General features: G+C 42.0%; 16 protein-coding genes. 4 read left to right on the top strand and 12 right to left on the bottom strand.

Going from position 1 to position 13,687, the window contains the following annotated elements; genetic code table 11:
• Window positions 1–128: 128 nt before the first annotated feature.
• From ABI367_RS09100 to ABI367_RS09090, 3 genes are all read right to left on the bottom strand, one after another.
• The gene (locus ABI367_RS09100) at window positions 129–911 is read right to left on the bottom strand and encodes a phosphatase PAP2 family protein (protein ID WP_462231083.1); all 783 of its coding nucleotides are present in this window, start codon (window positions 909–911) and stop codon (window positions 129–131) included.
• 148 nt (window positions 912–1,059) lie between these two features.
• Complete coding sequence (locus tag ABI367_RS09095) at window positions 1,060–1,629, bottom strand: dihydrofolate reductase family protein (RefSeq protein ID WP_462231081.1); 570 nt, start codon at window positions 1,627–1,629, stop codon at window positions 1,060–1,062.
• Window positions 1,630–1,651: 22 nt separating this feature from the next.
• Window positions 1,652–1,837, bottom strand: coding sequence for a hypothetical protein (locus tag ABI367_RS09090; protein ID WP_462258072.1), 186 nt, complete (start codon window positions 1,835–1,837; stop codon window positions 1,652–1,654).
• A gap of 369 nt (window positions 1,838–2,206) precedes the next feature.
• Between ABI367_RS09090 and ABI367_RS09085 the strand changes: the two genes are divergently transcribed.
• Window positions 2,207–3,991: a hypothetical protein gene (locus tag ABI367_RS09085; RefSeq protein ID WP_462231077.1), complete on the top strand. Its 1,785-nt coding sequence runs from the start codon at window positions 2,207–2,209 to the stop codon at window positions 3,989–3,991.
• Between the two features lie 173 nt (window positions 3,992–4,164).
• Window positions 4,165–4,866 carry a phosphatase PAP2 family protein gene (locus ABI367_RS09080; RefSeq protein WP_462231075.1) on the top strand — a complete coding sequence of 234 codons (702 nt, stop codon included), beginning with the start codon at window positions 4,165–4,167 and terminating at the stop codon, window positions 4,864–4,866.
• Window positions 4,867–4,905: 39 nt separating this feature from the next.
• Here ABI367_RS09080 and ABI367_RS09075 read toward each other — a convergent pair whose 3' ends face one another.
• Genes ABI367_RS09075 through ABI367_RS09060 form a run of 4 tightly spaced genes read right to left on the bottom strand, consistent with a single transcriptional unit; the run spans window position 4,906 to window position 6,649 of the window.
• Window positions 4,906–5,463 carry a DUF4256 domain-containing protein gene (locus tag ABI367_RS09075; protein WP_462231073.1) on the bottom strand — a complete coding sequence of 186 codons (558 nt, stop codon included), beginning with the start codon at window positions 5,461–5,463 and terminating at the stop codon, window positions 4,906–4,908.
• A gap of 6 nt (window positions 5,464–5,469) precedes the next feature.
• A complete protein-coding gene (locus tag ABI367_RS09070; protein WP_462231071.1) occupies window positions 5,470–5,853 on the bottom strand; it encodes a DoxX family protein in 384 nt (127 codons plus the stop codon).
• Window positions 5,854–5,859: 6 nt separating this feature from the next.
• Complete coding sequence (locus ABI367_RS09065; protein WP_462231069.1) at window positions 5,860–6,327, bottom strand: SRPBCC family protein; 468 nt, start codon at window positions 6,325–6,327, stop codon at window positions 5,860–5,862.
• Window positions 6,305–6,649 carry an ArsR/SmtB family transcription factor gene (locus tag ABI367_RS09060; protein ID WP_462231067.1) on the bottom strand — a complete coding sequence of 115 codons (345 nt, stop codon included), beginning with the start codon at window positions 6,647–6,649 and terminating at the stop codon, window positions 6,305–6,307. Before ABI367_RS09060 ends, ABI367_RS09065 begins: the two co-directional genes overlap by 23 nt.
• 203 nt (window positions 6,650–6,852) lie before the next feature.
• On the opposite strand from ABI367_RS09060, the gene ABI367_RS09055 reads away from it, so the two are divergent.
• Entirely contained in the window at window positions 6,853–7,677 is an 825-nt protein-coding gene (locus ABI367_RS09055; protein WP_462231065.1) for an SMP-30/gluconolactonase/LRE family protein, read from the top strand.
• A 41-nt stretch (window positions 7,678–7,718) separates the two neighbouring features.
• Here ABI367_RS09055 and ABI367_RS09050 read toward each other — a convergent pair whose 3' ends face one another.
• Together ABI367_RS09050 and ABI367_RS09045 are read right to left on the bottom strand one after the other, a co-directional pair.
• Window positions 7,719–8,177, bottom strand: coding sequence for a DUF1569 domain-containing protein (locus ABI367_RS09050; RefSeq protein ID WP_462231063.1), 459 nt, complete (start codon window positions 8,175–8,177; stop codon window positions 7,719–7,721).
• Window positions 8,178–8,194: 17 nt separating this feature from the next.
• The gene (locus tag ABI367_RS09045; RefSeq protein ID WP_462231061.1) at window positions 8,195–8,947 is read right to left on the bottom strand and encodes an MBL fold metallo-hydrolase; all 753 of its coding nucleotides are present in this window, start codon (window positions 8,945–8,947) and stop codon (window positions 8,195–8,197) included.
• A gap of 116 nt (window positions 8,948–9,063) precedes the next feature.
• On the opposite strand from ABI367_RS09045, the gene ABI367_RS09040 reads away from it, so the two are divergent.
• Entirely contained in the window at window positions 9,064–9,624 is a 561-nt protein-coding gene (locus ABI367_RS09040; protein ID WP_462231059.1) for a PPC domain-containing DNA-binding protein, read from the top strand.
• Between the two features lie 351 nt (window positions 9,625–9,975).
• Here ABI367_RS09040 and rlmF read toward each other — a convergent pair whose 3' ends face one another.
• The 3 genes from rlmF to sppA form a co-directional block, all read right to left on the bottom strand.
• Entirely contained in the window at window positions 9,976–10,884 is a 909-nt protein-coding gene (gene rlmF / locus ABI367_RS09035) for a 23S rRNA (adenine(1618)-N(6))-methyltransferase RlmF (protein WP_462231057.1), read from the bottom strand.
• Window positions 10,884–11,867, bottom strand: coding sequence for a Kelch repeat-containing protein (locus ABI367_RS09030; RefSeq protein WP_462231055.1), 984 nt, complete (start codon window positions 11,865–11,867; stop codon window positions 10,884–10,886). The genes rlmF and ABI367_RS09030 overlap by 1 nt, the downstream gene beginning before the upstream one ends.
• Before the next feature lie 123 nt (window positions 11,868–11,990).
• The coding region (gene sppA / locus ABI367_RS09025; protein ID WP_462231053.1) for a signal peptide peptidase SppA at window positions 11,991–13,687 on the bottom strand (1,697 nt) is incomplete at its 5' end.

The raw sequence follows: 13,687 nt of genomic DNA, 5'->3' as shown, positions 1-13,687 counted from the left end.
AATCTTTAAAACAATTTATTAACTATAAACATGGTTAACACATTTTTTTAATTTTTTACATAATTAATTGATTATCAAGATATTAATTGACAAAATAACTGAAAATGTGTTAAGTTATGTTAACCCTGCTACAACTGCATGGCAAAAGCCAATCCCGGGGCACCGTACTCATAGGTTGGCATGATGGAGGTGCTTCTGCCCTGTTTGTCTTTGTGCGATAACGCTTTGCGGATTTTGGGGTAAACCAGGTACGCCAGCTTTGCCGATAGCATTCCAAAACCTGCACCGGCTACGCAATCGCTAAACCAATGGGCCTTGCCATACACCCGCATAACGGCTGTACTTGTTGCCATGGTATAACCCAATACGCCATACCAGGGCGATTTATCAGAATACTCCTGCGCCAAAAATTCGGCAGCCAGAAATGCGGCACCCGTATGCCCCGACGGGAAAGAAAGCGGGTCGGTCCCATAAGGACGTGTGCGTTTTGCCCCATATTTTAATCCGTCTGCAACGGTTAATATTGCGCCCGAAAGAGCAAGTAATGCGGTACGGTCAACAAACCGGTGCTTACCTTCAATACCCACCAGATTAAGACCATATACCAAAGCCGCGGGGGCCAGCTGTAAATAGTCGCCCGGTTTAGAGTTAAAGTTTGGGGCTGTCTGTTCAACCTGTGCTTTAAAATAATAATCAACGTTACGTATTGGCTTTACCACAAATGATAGGGCACCATACGCCACAAACACCGCCGGTATAACAAACGTACCAGGCTTACTATCGTCATAAACATGTTTTACCGTAACCGGCGTAGCCGCTATAGCTGCGGGCTTGCTGGTAACCGTATCTGTGACCTGGGCACTGGCCTCAATTGTTAGCGCGCATAATAATGCAAGTATGATCTTTTTCAAGGGCTTAATTTTATCATACTAACAAGGTGCTGGCATTTTTGTTTAAATACATAAAAAGTCCCCTAAGCGCTCGCCGCCGGGGACTTTTAACCTAAACCTTATCACAATTGGCGGCAACATACCGTCATTGAAAGCACAATATTAACAATCAAATCTGAGTATTTTCTGATGTTGTATAGTGAAGCGCTACGCATCCGGAACTCAAAACTTTAGAATCCAACAACTTTAACCCCAACTTTTCGGGCAAACTGGCATCGGTGAATAAGCGTCTACCCTCGCCTACTATTACCGGATGAACTACTACATGAAATTCATCAACCAAACCCATCTCCATGAGCTGTGCGGGTAAATCAACACCACCCGTAGAAATTGCTTTGCCGGGTTGTTGTTTAAGTTTAATAATCTCGTCTTTTAAATTATTCCGGATGACCTTTGTTTTTGGGTCCTGTTTTTTGCCCATTGTTCGGGATACAAGAATTTTTTGGGCTGCATCAAAGGCCGCTGCAAAACCATTTGCTGCCTTATCCATATTTTGGTTTTTGGCTACCTCCGGCCAAAATGGAACCATCAATTCATAGGTCTTTCGGCCGTACACAAGCTGATCAACATCACGCAATAATGCAGCAAAATAGTCGAGTATATCATCACCGCCGCTAAATTTTGTATGGTCACAGCAACCATCTAAACTAACGTTAATGCCAAAGATCAATTTTCTCATTACACTAATTTATTAAACCAGATCATTTGCGGCAAATGATTCGTATCCGCCCGGTAAACAAATCAATTTCGGTAAATTCATTTTGGTCATGATACCCCTCTGCTCTTACATTTTGCTGAACCGAACTTTTAAAGTTTGTGCAATGCTTATCCCCAATTGCAGGAGACGACAACACGGCCTTTTCATTTAACAGAAATTCAAACATCATTGGTATATCCATATAAGAACAAATTACACCTGTACAACACAAAAAAAAGCTTTCGGTTTTAAACCATTAACATTCCGATAAAACGCCAGGCACAGCAAGTCGATCCCGGTCCTATTCTTTACAGAGATATTTTTCGCCATTAATATCCAGATATTAATCATTATATAATATTAAAATAATTATGAAATAATAATTAAACAGATTATCTTGTGTATAATTATAGAATTATTTAAAATTCAGTTATTTATAAATTATCATCATTAATTAATATTAAATTATATAATTTATTAATTGCTTAATAGATTATCATATTCATTAATAAATACGATTAACAGGCTAAAAAAAATCAACCAACAAACCACACACATCATGAAAAAATCCACCAAAGTTATCGCGGCAATACTGCTGTCAATGTTTGTTTTATGGAAATGCACACCAAAACAAAGTTCAAAAAGCCAGCTTCCGCAAGATGTTTTAGCATCGTGTACACTCAGTGCTGACAGCTTTAAAACCTGGTTCGCCGACAAGAATGTAACGCTTAACGGCGTTGTAACACCGGCAAACAGCGTAGCCTTCCCCACAAATAATACCAATTGCGACTTTTATCAATGGGCCGAACGTATGTTTTTATGGGTAACCTCGCCCGTTAATGGCGGCCCGGTACTGGCATCGAAGGAGTTTTATAGTGTTACGCCGCCCGATTCGGCAGGGAACCGCACTTTAATTGCACACACAGTTGGGTCACCTATTCAAATGTCGGCACATATAGCCAAACTTGGCCCCAACAGATTACCTGTTATAAAAGCTAAAAACGGTAAGCTTTTGGAGATAGAAACCACCAACCCTAAAGCCAAAAAATTAGTAACTGATGGCACGGGCAAAATAGCTGAAGTTAAAAGTGTAGTTAAAACCGGAACAACTTTTGCTTTTTTGGATAACGCCGGCAAAGCAATCAGCAATCCCCATGCTATTATTCAGCACAAAAAAAATCCACGCCATTTTGTACAACGGTTTACAATGGGTAAAAAAGAGGTGTTTTTGGATAGTGACGGTAATGTTGTAGACTCGGAAGAAGGCCAAGCCACCGGCGACGCTTTAAGAGCGCAAAACGGGTCGTTGGTTTATTACCTAACGTTGGTTAATGATGTATATGCCGAATACCTAAACCTGGCTAATGAGGTACCGGCGTTCCGTAAAAAATTCCCAACCACCAAGGCAGAGCGTGATGCTATTGTACTTTACGCTACAGCGCATAAACGCAGCTTACCTGATGCCAACGCATTAGCAATGGAAGTAAAATCATCATGGGTAGAGGCAAGCACCCTACCTGACTCAAGCAACTATGTTTTGATGACGGCCACTATACCTACCTATGATACTACAAAAACCACTGTATGGATACCCAACGGAACAAAAACTGTTAGAATGGCCATGGTGGGCATACATATTGCCGGAAGCGTTGCAGGTCACCCGGAGATGATATGGTCGACCTTTGAGCATCAAAACAATACACCAAATGCGGCTTACTCGTATTTAAATACCAATAAAGATACCATACGCGTACCGCAGGATGGCGGCACCGGTTGGTTATTTACCGCAAACGCTGCCGACACCGGGGCCAATGTATCGCATATAGTAAGTTATGATGTTTTAAACACTGCTAACCCGTCTGGCAGCACGGATACGCTTTTCTCCAATAACAAATTCCCTATAAGTCCAAGCAATACACTAAGGACCCAGCCATGGGGAAGCCAAAGCCCTGCCGGTGCACCAAGCAATCAAAATGATAAAACTTCGGCAGCATCAAACAGCGAGATCCTCTCCATAAACAACAGTATTCACGGCATGTTAAGTACTGGTGATGTTAGGGCCAACTATCTGTTAATTGGCGCAACCTGGACACCAGGTGGCACAGCACCAAGCGGCAACAGCTATAGCGGAGTTGATACGGCAGGCGTAGCAATAGGTACCAGCGTATTGGCTAACAGTACCATGGAAACTTATTTCCAATCGCCTGTACAATCGTGCTTTACCTGCCATAGCACTGCCACGGGCATTCCAACACTTAGTCCGGACACTATTAGCCATGTGTTCCAAGCTATACAGCCCTTCGCTGTAGTACTTAAACCGGCAACAAAGAAGGGAAAAAAGTAAATGAATTAGTAGTTTTTAGCAAGCAGTTAGCAATAGCCCGATATGAAAGTATCGGGCTTTGTTGTTTTGTTCGATTAGAACTATTTTATTGTTTTAGCGTTATTTTGTGAAATTGGCATTATGTTAGGTCAATTGCATTAAGTTGAGCGTAAATAAAAATATAATGCAGTAATATGGTTATAAAAATAAGCAAGTGCAGATGGTTGATCAATTCGGCATTCATCCTTCAACTCCTGATAACATTACCTTTTGCGGGTAATGTTTTTGGGCAAACCAAAACCGAAGAACAACCTAAAACCCCCGAGCAAACCAAAACCCCGGCACAGGTAAAAGTTCAGGCTGCGCAGGTGAATAACTTTATCCAGCGGTTTGATGATAAATCACTGATCAACCTGGCGCTAAAGCGCAATGACACAGAAACAAAAAAAATGCTTTTTTTATCAAACTCCCTGGGCTATGTTGCCTACAGCATACCCGCCGCGTTATTTATAGATGGTGTTGCCACTCATGATAGCCAAATGCGCCAAAACGCCTTATATATAGGTAGTAGCGCTGTGGTAACTTTGGGCTTAACCCTGTTAATGAAAACTATATTTAAGCGCCGCCGCCCATTTGTACAAAATTTAAAAATAGTAGCCGTTTATAATGCCGGCAGTACGTCGTTCCCTTCGGGGCATTCGTCAACAAGCTTTGCTATAGCCACAGCGTTGTCAAGGTCATACCCAAAATGGTACGTAGTACTTCCATCCTATTTATGGGCGGGTTCCGTAGCATACTCCCGTATGTATTTGGGTGTTCATTACCCCAGCGATGTTGTTGGTGGTGCATTATTGGGCACAACCACCTCATTGGCGTTACGACCTGCTTTTAAATAAGTACGGCAAACCAGATGGCCGGCTTTGCCGAGAACATTGCTAAACCTTTAACATTCCCCTAAACCCTCTCGCCGCATAATAAGACTCCGCGCCGTTATGGTAAGTAAAAACGGTGTCATAGCGTCTGTCGCAAAAAATGGCGCCACCAAGTTTACGTATATTTTCGGGAGTTTTTATCCAGCTTGATGTTTTCAGGTCAAATTTGCCTAACTGTTGCAGGCCGCGGTATTGTTCTTCAGTTAACATTTCTATACCCATGTCTGCCGCAACGTCCATAGCGGCATTTTCGGGCTTATATTCCTTTCGTGCTTCGTGGGCTGCACGGTCATAACATAAACTGCGGCGACCCTTTGGACTTTCAGGGGCGCAATCGTAAAATATATATTCGCCGGTGCTTTTATCCTGCCCTACAACATCAGGTTCGCCCCCTGTCATTTCCATTTCGTTGAGCGACCATAGCTTTTTGGGGTTAGCTTTCAATTTAGCATCAACATCTGCCCAGCTTATCCCGGCATGACGATCTTTATTTTTTTCGAACCGGGCTTTTAATATACCTATCAGTTCTTCGTTTTGCGTGGATGATAATTCCTTTTTCATGTTGTATTAATTAACTGAAATGATCTTTCTGCTTATCGGTCTGTAATACCATGACAAGATAATAAAACATATCTGAAAAAACGGCCCTATTAGTCCCTTTACACTATAATCACCACTGGCTAAATGCGATATCAAAGCACCCGTCATCAAAAAGAAAAAACCGGCGTAGGCCCATTCCTTTACCAGTTTAAACCCGGGTAGTAAAATGGCAATTACACCTAATATTTTCCAAACACCTATAATGTATAAAAAATAGGTGGGGTAGCCTAAAGGCACAACCAGGTCTAGCATATCTTTTGAATGAGCTACCTGAGCAACTCCGCTTGCGGCCATCCCAAAGGCCAGCATTGCCGTTGCGGCCCAGTAAATTATTAAATTTCTTTTTTTCATGGTGCTTTATTTTAATTTGTTCATTACATCCTGTAAACGGCCATGTGCCATATTAATACCCATAGCAAAAGGCAGTTTCAGCAACTGGTCGCGCTGTGCAGCCGATTCATATATGGTGTGTATGGTAATTTTACTGATGTCATCACTAAGTTTTTCAAATTCACACACCTCCAGTTGTACGCCAAAAGGTGCGTTCTCCATTTCAAATGTTCTTTTTATACGCGTATTGGGGCTAAACTCGTGTATTACGCCATTTGCGCTGAATACCACGTTCCCATTAGCATCACTGGTTTCAAACTGGTAACTCCCGTGTGTTTTACTTTCCAGTTTTATTACTTTAGTTCCCATCCATTGCGCTACAATTTCGGCATCGGTATGGGCTTTAAAAAGTAACTCTACAGGCAAATCAAATTCGCGGGTAATGGTCAGATCTTGTTTGCCATCTTCGGCATTAACTTTTGTTTTTTGTTCCATCAGTATTTTGGTTATAGGTTTTCATTATAGTTTCCAGTTTATTAAAGCGATCTTCCCATAGCTGTCTAAAGGGTTCAATAAAATCGGCTACCGTTTTCATATTTTTTGCATTAAGGTGATAATAAACCTCCCTGCCGCTTTGCTCCTGTTTAAGCAATTCGCATTCGGTAAGTATTTGCAGGTGTTTGGATACGGTGGGCCTGGCAGTGCCAAAATTGGCTGCGATAGCCCCGGCGGTCATCCCCTGGGCAGCAACAAGTAGTAATATGGCCCGGCGGGTTGGGTCGGCAATGGCCTGAAATACATCTCTTCGTAAATTCATTGTGTAGCTATTTGACTACAAATATATATGTAGCTATTTAACTACGCAAATTTTTTTTCATTTTTTCGGTATAGAGAATTACTGCGCTAATTGGCCGTAACATAAGCGACATATTACCCACTCCATTGTTTGTGCTTATTAATTGTGTTTATTGTGGAAATGACTATAATCTCCTAATTTTAACCATCAAACATTTTAACCTCATGAAATCACCTCAAAAATTAGTACTGGCCTTTGCGCTTATTGGCATTGCTGCAAATGCGCAAGCCCAACATTCATTGAAACAAATATGGGCCACGGATACGGTATTGAAAATCCCTGAATCGGTATTGTACGCTAAAACAGTTTTATACACCTCGTTAATTGATGGCGAGCCCTGGGCAAAGGATGGAAAAGGCGAAATTGCGAAAGTATCTCCAGCCGGGAAAGTTATTAATGCCAATTGGATAACCGGCCTTAACGCGCCAAAAGGCTTGGGCATAAAAGGTGATATATTATATGTTGCCGATATGGATGAATTAGTAGCCATCAGCATAAGCAAGGGTAAAATTGATCGTAAGATAAAAATCCCGGGATCAGAAAACCTGAACGATGTAACCATTGACGACAAAGGTGCTGTTTACGTAACCGACACCAAAGTAGGCAAGGTTTATAAAGTAGTTAACAATACGCCATCGGTATTATTTGATAATATGAAAGGTGCAAACGGGCTTAAAGCCATTGGCAATAAGCTATATATTTTGGATGGCGATGGGATGTATGTATCAACAGCCGGTGGCAAACCTACCAAAATCACCGCTTTACCCCATGGTGGCGACGGTATTGAACCTATAGGCAATGGGGATTTTTTGGTAACCGAATGGGACGGTTATTTCTACTACGTAAAGGCCAATGGCACCAAACAATTACTGCTTGACACTCACACCACCAATAAAAGAACTGCCGACATTGGTTATAACCCCGCTACACGCACGGTTTATTTGCCAACTTTCTCGGGTAAATCCATAGTGGCTTATAAGCTAAATTAATTTTGCAAGACTTACGAAGTTTTAAAAACTTCGTAAGTCTGTTATACGCCAAACTGCGTTAAATGATGGTCGAGGTGCTTGTAAAACATATTGCTCCACTCGGTTATGGTAAGGTTGCCAAAAGAGTGCGATGCTTTATTATCAAAGTACGCCTCGCCTAATTGCTGTGTTTTTTCGATATAACCGATCAGCCGAGCCTTTTCGGCTTCAAAATCGCGTTCATCCTTTATAATAAAAGCCGGGGCCGTTGGCGTACTGCGTTTATAAGGCACTTCGGTAACCACCTTGTTTTTCACCAGGGCCTTTAATATCAGGCCCATAAAAAAATTAGGTTTGGGGTGTTTATCTTCATACACCATCTCGTACGAAACATTGCAATGCGCCACCATTTGTGCCACCGTCATTTTTCCCCATTGGGGATGGGTATCTGGTGTTAACTTATTTATCCTGCTGATAACGCCATCAGCAACTTCTCTTTTAAATATGTTTGGTAGTGCCATGTGGATAATTTGTTTAATCACTTAGCTGCAGGGTACCATTCGCGCAAGCGCACATCAATATTTGCATCGCCCGCATTTACCAGTGCCTTAAACTGGTTTACGTCCTGCCCGCGATAATGATATGGGTATACCACTTTTGGTTTAAATGCCAGTACGCCTTTTGCCGCGGTAGCTACATCCATGGTATAAGGCAGGTTCATGCAAACAAAAGCGATGTCGATATTTTTAAGGTTACGCATTTCGGGTATATCAGCGGTATCGCCAGATATATAGATATTTTTTCCGCCAATAGTTAACACATAACCATTACCCCGGCCCTTGGTATGCATGGCCGTTGCCGATTCGGGCAGGTTATACATCGGTATGGCTTCAATAGCTATGGCTAATTGGGTAGTTTTATCGCCGTTCTTTAATATTACCAGTTTGCTTTTATCGGTAGTAGCGGGTAACTTATCGGCCACGGCCTGAGGCACCACAATAACAGCATGATTAGTATTGATGGCATCAATAGTTTTAGCGTCAAAGTGGTCGCCGTGGATATCGGTTAATATGATCATATCGGGCGCGCCCAAACCTGTAAAGGCAGCTGCCCCGCCTGTGGGGTCAACATAAATGTTTTTGCCCTGGTAGCTTAATACCAGCGTGGCATGTGTAATAGGCTGAATGGTAAGCTCGCCGCCTTTGGCCTTTTCATGGTCAGCAACTGGCCGCTGGGCATACGTAAATAAAGCAATTAATGAACATACAAGGGATAATGCAAAAGTTTTCATGGTTATGAGTTTTTATTTCCTGGTTTAATGTTTAGTATTACCTGATAATCAAAATAAATATCTGCCCTAAATTTAACAGTAATTTCTAATTTTATACTATCAGCACAATAACTACCATGAAAACAAGATCATTACTAATTGGCTTTATTTTAACCACACTGTTTATAAGCGCCAAAGCACAACAATACGTGTCGCCAACAACACCGCCGCAAACCGGGCGGTCGCCGGGTGTAAAGGTTAAACTGATTAGCAGCAATAGTTCCACCAAAACCTATTGCCTTGTTTTTGCCGAAGGCGATGAGATACTATCGGGCCTTAAAGAATTTGCCGTAAAATATAAAGTTACCAGCGCGCACTTTGTAGGTATTGGTGATGCCGGCTCATCAAAATTTGGCTGGTATGATAAAACGCGTAAAATGTTTAAGGTAAATGAACTGCATAATTTCGCCGAAATAACCTCGTTGGCTGGTGATATTACCCTATCTAAAGGTAACCCTGTGGTACATGCTCATATTAACCTGGCTACCGAAGACGGCCTGGTGCATGGCGGCCACCTGCTTGAGGCTTTTGTTAACCCCACCCTGCAGGTAATAGTAACCGTTGAGCCAATACCACTCTACAAGCGCCTTGACGAAGCGTCGGGAATTATGATAATTGATCCGGACTTGAAAAAGTAACCAGCCATGCATGTTGCGCCAGAAATAGTTTAATTTAAAAGTAAAAAAGCAGCTTTTTTTTGTTAAATCCGTTTAACATCGTTTAACACATTTTTAATTTATTTTTATGCTAAATAGTTTATAATCAATTTATTAAGTGAAATTCACCCTAAAAAAGTGTTAAACATAATTTTTTCTTATAGATTATGTTTATTTCTTTATTGTTTGTAAAATTTCATTTATCAGGCGTGTTAGACTCTTGTTAGTCCTAATTTACAATCCCAGACTAATTGATAAGCGGATTTGCAATCCACATATCCGCAAACTCTCCTGCAAGAAAAGTATGGGTAGCACCAAATTTAAGGAGCTTTTTTATTTGAACGTCCAAGCCAACAAACGGCTTACCTTTTGTCCCTGCGACATGCTGATGTTTTTTACTTGAGTAGCGCCTGCCCTATCCAATGCCCGATAGCCACTGGTAAGGGTATCTTTTTTTGAGATGAGCGAGGTAAACCAGCCACAGTTTTTTGCATACTGTTGGCTCTCCTCTATCATGCGGAGTACAAAGCGTTCTTCACCGCCTTCGTACCAAAGTTCATGGCTTTGTCCGCCGAAGTTTAGCGAGGTCTCTACTTGCTTTTTGCCCAGGTTACGCCATTTGCGTTTTGTGCCTTCCGCGGCATCTTTTGATGATGAATGGAACGGCGGGTTGCATAGCACCAAATCAAACTTTTCGCCGGGTTTGATGATGCCATTAAATATATTTTTAGCTGATGCTTGTTTTCTGATGGAGATGAACTTATCCAGTTCATTAGCATCCACAATGTTATTGGCAGATGCCACAGCCAGGTGATCAACATCCGACCCCACAAAGTTCCAGCCATACTCTGCATGACCTATTAACGGATAAATACAATTGGCCCCAACCCCAACATCCAACACCTTAACCGATCTGCCCGTCGGGATAACGCCATTGTTTTCGGCGGCCAGCAAGTCGGCAACGTAATGTATGTAGTCTGCACGTCCCGGAATGGGCGGACATAAAAAACCTTCCGGGATATCCCACAATTCAATATGATAAAAATATTTAAGTAAGGATTTGTTCAACTCTTTTACCGCCCCGGCATCTGCAAAATTGATAGAAAGTTGGTTAAATTGGTTTAACGACACATAAGGTGCCAAATCAGCACATACCTTTATCAGTGCCGCAAAATCATAACGCTGCCGGTGTTTATTGCGCGGGTGCAGATTGCTTTTTTCGTCGGTAGTATTAGCAGGCATTAATCTTTACTAAACACCTCAATACTATTTAACAACGGCGTGCCGCCACTATTGCCCACACCCGCGCAGGTATATATCTTTTTATCATAATAAATAGCGCCTACAGCATGGCGGCCCTGTACCAGCGGTGGCAGGCTTCTAAATACACCGGTTTTGGTGTTGTAAGCATCAACCTCGTTATGGGCTGCTTTTTGTTTATTACTTTCGCCGGCTATAATAATTATATCATTACCAATCACTACCGAGCCATTACCCGCACGCGGTATGGGTAACTTAGCATCGGCTATACTCCATTTGCCGGTTTTAAAATCGTACACATCAACTTCGGCCACCACCTTTTCCAATCCTTTCTTTTCCATCGCGTCTGATTGTACGCCACCTATCAAATACAATTTATCGCCCACTATAGCGGCATGGGTATGGTCACGCGCGGTTGGCGCATCGGGTAGTTTTTTCCATTGGTCGGTTTTGGGGTCGTACTCATCAAACCAGGTCACGTTACCGGTCCAGTGGCCGTCCTGAATACCGGCAGCTATGTAAAATTTATTTTTATATATCACCACACCTCCTGATCCACGCCTTCTATCAGCAGGAATAACAGCGCCAGTGCGCCAGGTATCCAGCTTAGGGTTATAGATGTAAATATTCTCAACCGGCTTCTCATGCGGGTAGCCTGCTGTCATAGCACCTACCAGGTAAATCTCATCTTTATAAACTACAGCCTGGAAATGGTGCAGTTCGATGGGCGGTTTAGCAGCTGTTGCCCAGGTATTGGTTTTAGGGTTAAAAACCGATATCTCCTGTATCTTGCGCCCGCCAATTAAATAAAACAAGCCATTTACGTTTACAAAATCGGCTTCCTCGCGCATTAAAAAATTGCCGTTGGTAGTTAATGTTTTCCAGCTATAGCCTTCAAATTGCGCCTGTACGCGCATAGTAAATAAAGTGATGATACTAAATATAAGCAAGCTAATTTTTTTCATGACCGGTGGTTTATTATTGGAGCAATAAATATAGCGGAATAATTTTAATGGTTCATAGTTTGTGGTTCATGGTTCATAGTAGTTAACTGGTAACTATGAACCATCATCTATGAACTATAACCCTTAATGCACCACCACCTCATACTCCATACGGGCCAGCGGTGTACGGGTTATTTGAGTAATACCTTTTATTTGCTGATAATATTTGAAGTTGTCGCCCAACTCAGATTGCAGGATGCTCATTTTTATGTGCGCGCTCATATTTAGGCCAATATTGCTTAAAATGCTTTTTTGTTCGGGATAGCTAACCAGCTTATATTCTTTTAACCCTGCCATTTTTGCGGCTGATCTTATAGCGTCGTCCATGTTACCCAGTTTATCAACCAATCCTATTTTAAGGGCTTGTGCGCCTGTCCAAACGCGGCCCTGGCCAATGCTGTTAATATAAGCTTGTGTTTTATGCCTGCCGCTGGCTACGGCTTTGGTAAAATCGTCATAGCCGTGGTTTACCTGACTTTGTAATATAGCCTTCTCATCAGGCGTTAATGGTCTGGTCGCATCGCCCAGATCGGCGTATTTGCCGGTTTTTACGCCATCAAATGTTATACCCAGCTTATCATTAAACAACTTTTGCAGGTTAGGTAAAATAGCGAATATGCCTATGGAACCTGTTATAGTATTTGGCTCGGCAATTATGCTATCAGCAGCACAGGCAATATAATAACCGCCCGATGCTGCTACATCGCCCATAGATACAATAATGGGTTTAACTTTTTTGGTAAGCGCTACTTCGCGCCATATCACATCAGATGCCAGCGAGCTGCCACCCGGCGAATTAACACGCAATACAATCGCTTTCACCTTTTTATCCAACCTTGCCTTGCGTATAGCCTTTGATGTAGTTTCTGACCCTATGTTATTATCATTACCTTCGCCACCGCCAATTTCTCCCGAAGCATATATAACGGCTATACGGCTGTTTGACGGGCCATTTTCATCTACGTCATTTTTCGTTTCGGTGGCGGTATAGTCGGCCAGTTCAACACTTTTTATATCAGTCTTGCCACTAATGCCGGTACGTTCCTTTATTTCATTTAATATCTCGTCCTTATATTTCAAGCCATCAACCAGTTTATATTTAAGCGCGTCTTCAGGCTCCTTTATTCGTAACTGATTGGCATAATTATACAAGCTGTCTTTATTTATTTTGCGGCTGGCACTTATACCGGTTAAGAAATGATCATATAACGAATTCATGTACGACGTAACCTGCAAACGGTTAGCATCGCTCATTTTGGTAAGCACATAGGGTTCAACAGCGCTTTTATAGGTGCCTACTTTAATTACCTGCGCCTCTATACCCAGCTTATCCAACGCGCCTTTATAAAAAGTGACTTGCGAAGAAAAACCTCCAAATTCAAATATCCCCTTAGGGTTAATGTAAATCTTATCGGCTACTGATGCCAGGTAGTAAAAGCTTTGGCTATATGCCTCTGAGTAGGCAATAATAAATTTGCCTGATTTTTTAAAGTCTATCAGCGCGTTACGTATCTCCTCAACGGTTGCTTCACCGGCGCTCATTTGGCTCTCATCTAAAAAAATACCTTTTATATGATCATCCGTTTTTGCCTTTTTTATATTAGCCAAAATATCTTTTAGCCCAACAGCTTTATCGCCGTCAAAGCCTAAAAAACCCAGGTTTGCCAAAGGATTATTTGGTGTGCGTTCATTTACAGTATAATTTATAGCTATGCGTAATACCGAGTTAGAATCAACCGCGGCAGTTTTATCACCGCTGGCTCCGGCTATTATAGCGATGA

Source organism: Mucilaginibacter sp., from assembly GCF_039935595.1.
Taxonomy (GTDB): Bacteria; Bacteroidota; Bacteroidia; order Sphingobacteriales; family Sphingobacteriaceae; genus Mucilaginibacter.
The sequence above is the reverse complement of the archived record's forward strand: the minus strand, read 5'-3'. Positions and strand labels throughout refer to the sequence as shown.

Bases quoted from the DNA above. Each gene is read 5' to 3' on its own strand.
- ABI367_RS09090 (WP_462258072.1), bottom strand. From the start codon at position 1,837: ATGATGTTTGAATTTCTGTTAAATGAAAAGGCCGTGTTGTCGTCTCCT.
- rlmF (WP_462231057.1), bottom strand. From the start codon at position 10,884: ATGCCTGCTAATACTACCGACGAAAAAAGCAATCTGCACCCGCGCAAT.
- ABI367_RS09075 (WP_462231073.1), bottom strand. From the start codon at position 5,463: ATGAAAAAGGAATTATCATCCACGCAAAACGAAGAACTGATAGGTATA.
- ABI367_RS09040 (WP_462231059.1), top strand. From the start codon at position 9,064: ATGAAAACAAGATCATTACTAATTGGCTTTATTTTAACCACACTGTTT.
- ABI367_RS09050 (WP_462231063.1), bottom strand. From the start codon at position 8,177: ATGGCACTACCAAACATATTTAAAAGAGAAGTTGCTGATGGCGTTATC.
- ABI367_RS09085 (WP_462231077.1), top strand. From the start codon at position 2,207: ATGAAAAAATCCACCAAAGTTATCGCGGCAATACTGCTGTCAATGTTT.
- ABI367_RS09080 (WP_462231075.1), top strand. From the start codon at position 4,165: ATGGTTATAAAAATAAGCAAGTGCAGATGGTTGATCAATTCGGCATTC.
- ABI367_RS09055 (WP_462231065.1), top strand. From the start codon at position 6,853: ATGAAATCACCTCAAAAATTAGTACTGGCCTTTGCGCTTATTGGCATT.
- ABI367_RS09060 (WP_462231067.1), bottom strand. From the start codon at position 6,649: ATGAATTTACGAAGAGATGTATTTCAGGCCATTGCCGACCCAACCCGC.
- ABI367_RS09070 (WP_462231071.1), bottom strand. From the start codon at position 5,853: ATGAAAAAAAGAAATTTAATAATTTACTGGGCCGCAACGGCAATGCTG.
- ABI367_RS09030 (WP_462231055.1), bottom strand. From the start codon at position 11,867: ATGAAAAAAATTAGCTTGCTTATATTTAGTATCATCACTTTATTTACT.
- ABI367_RS09065 (WP_462231069.1), bottom strand. From the start codon at position 6,327: ATGGAACAAAAAACAAAAGTTAATGCCGAAGATGGCAAACAAGATCTG.
- ABI367_RS09045 (WP_462231061.1), bottom strand. From the start codon at position 8,947: ATGAAAACTTTTGCATTATCCCTTGTATGTTCATTAATTGCTTTATTT.
- ABI367_RS09095 (WP_462231081.1), bottom strand. From the start codon at position 1,629: ATGAGAAAATTGATCTTTGGCATTAACGTTAGTTTAGATGGTTGCTGT.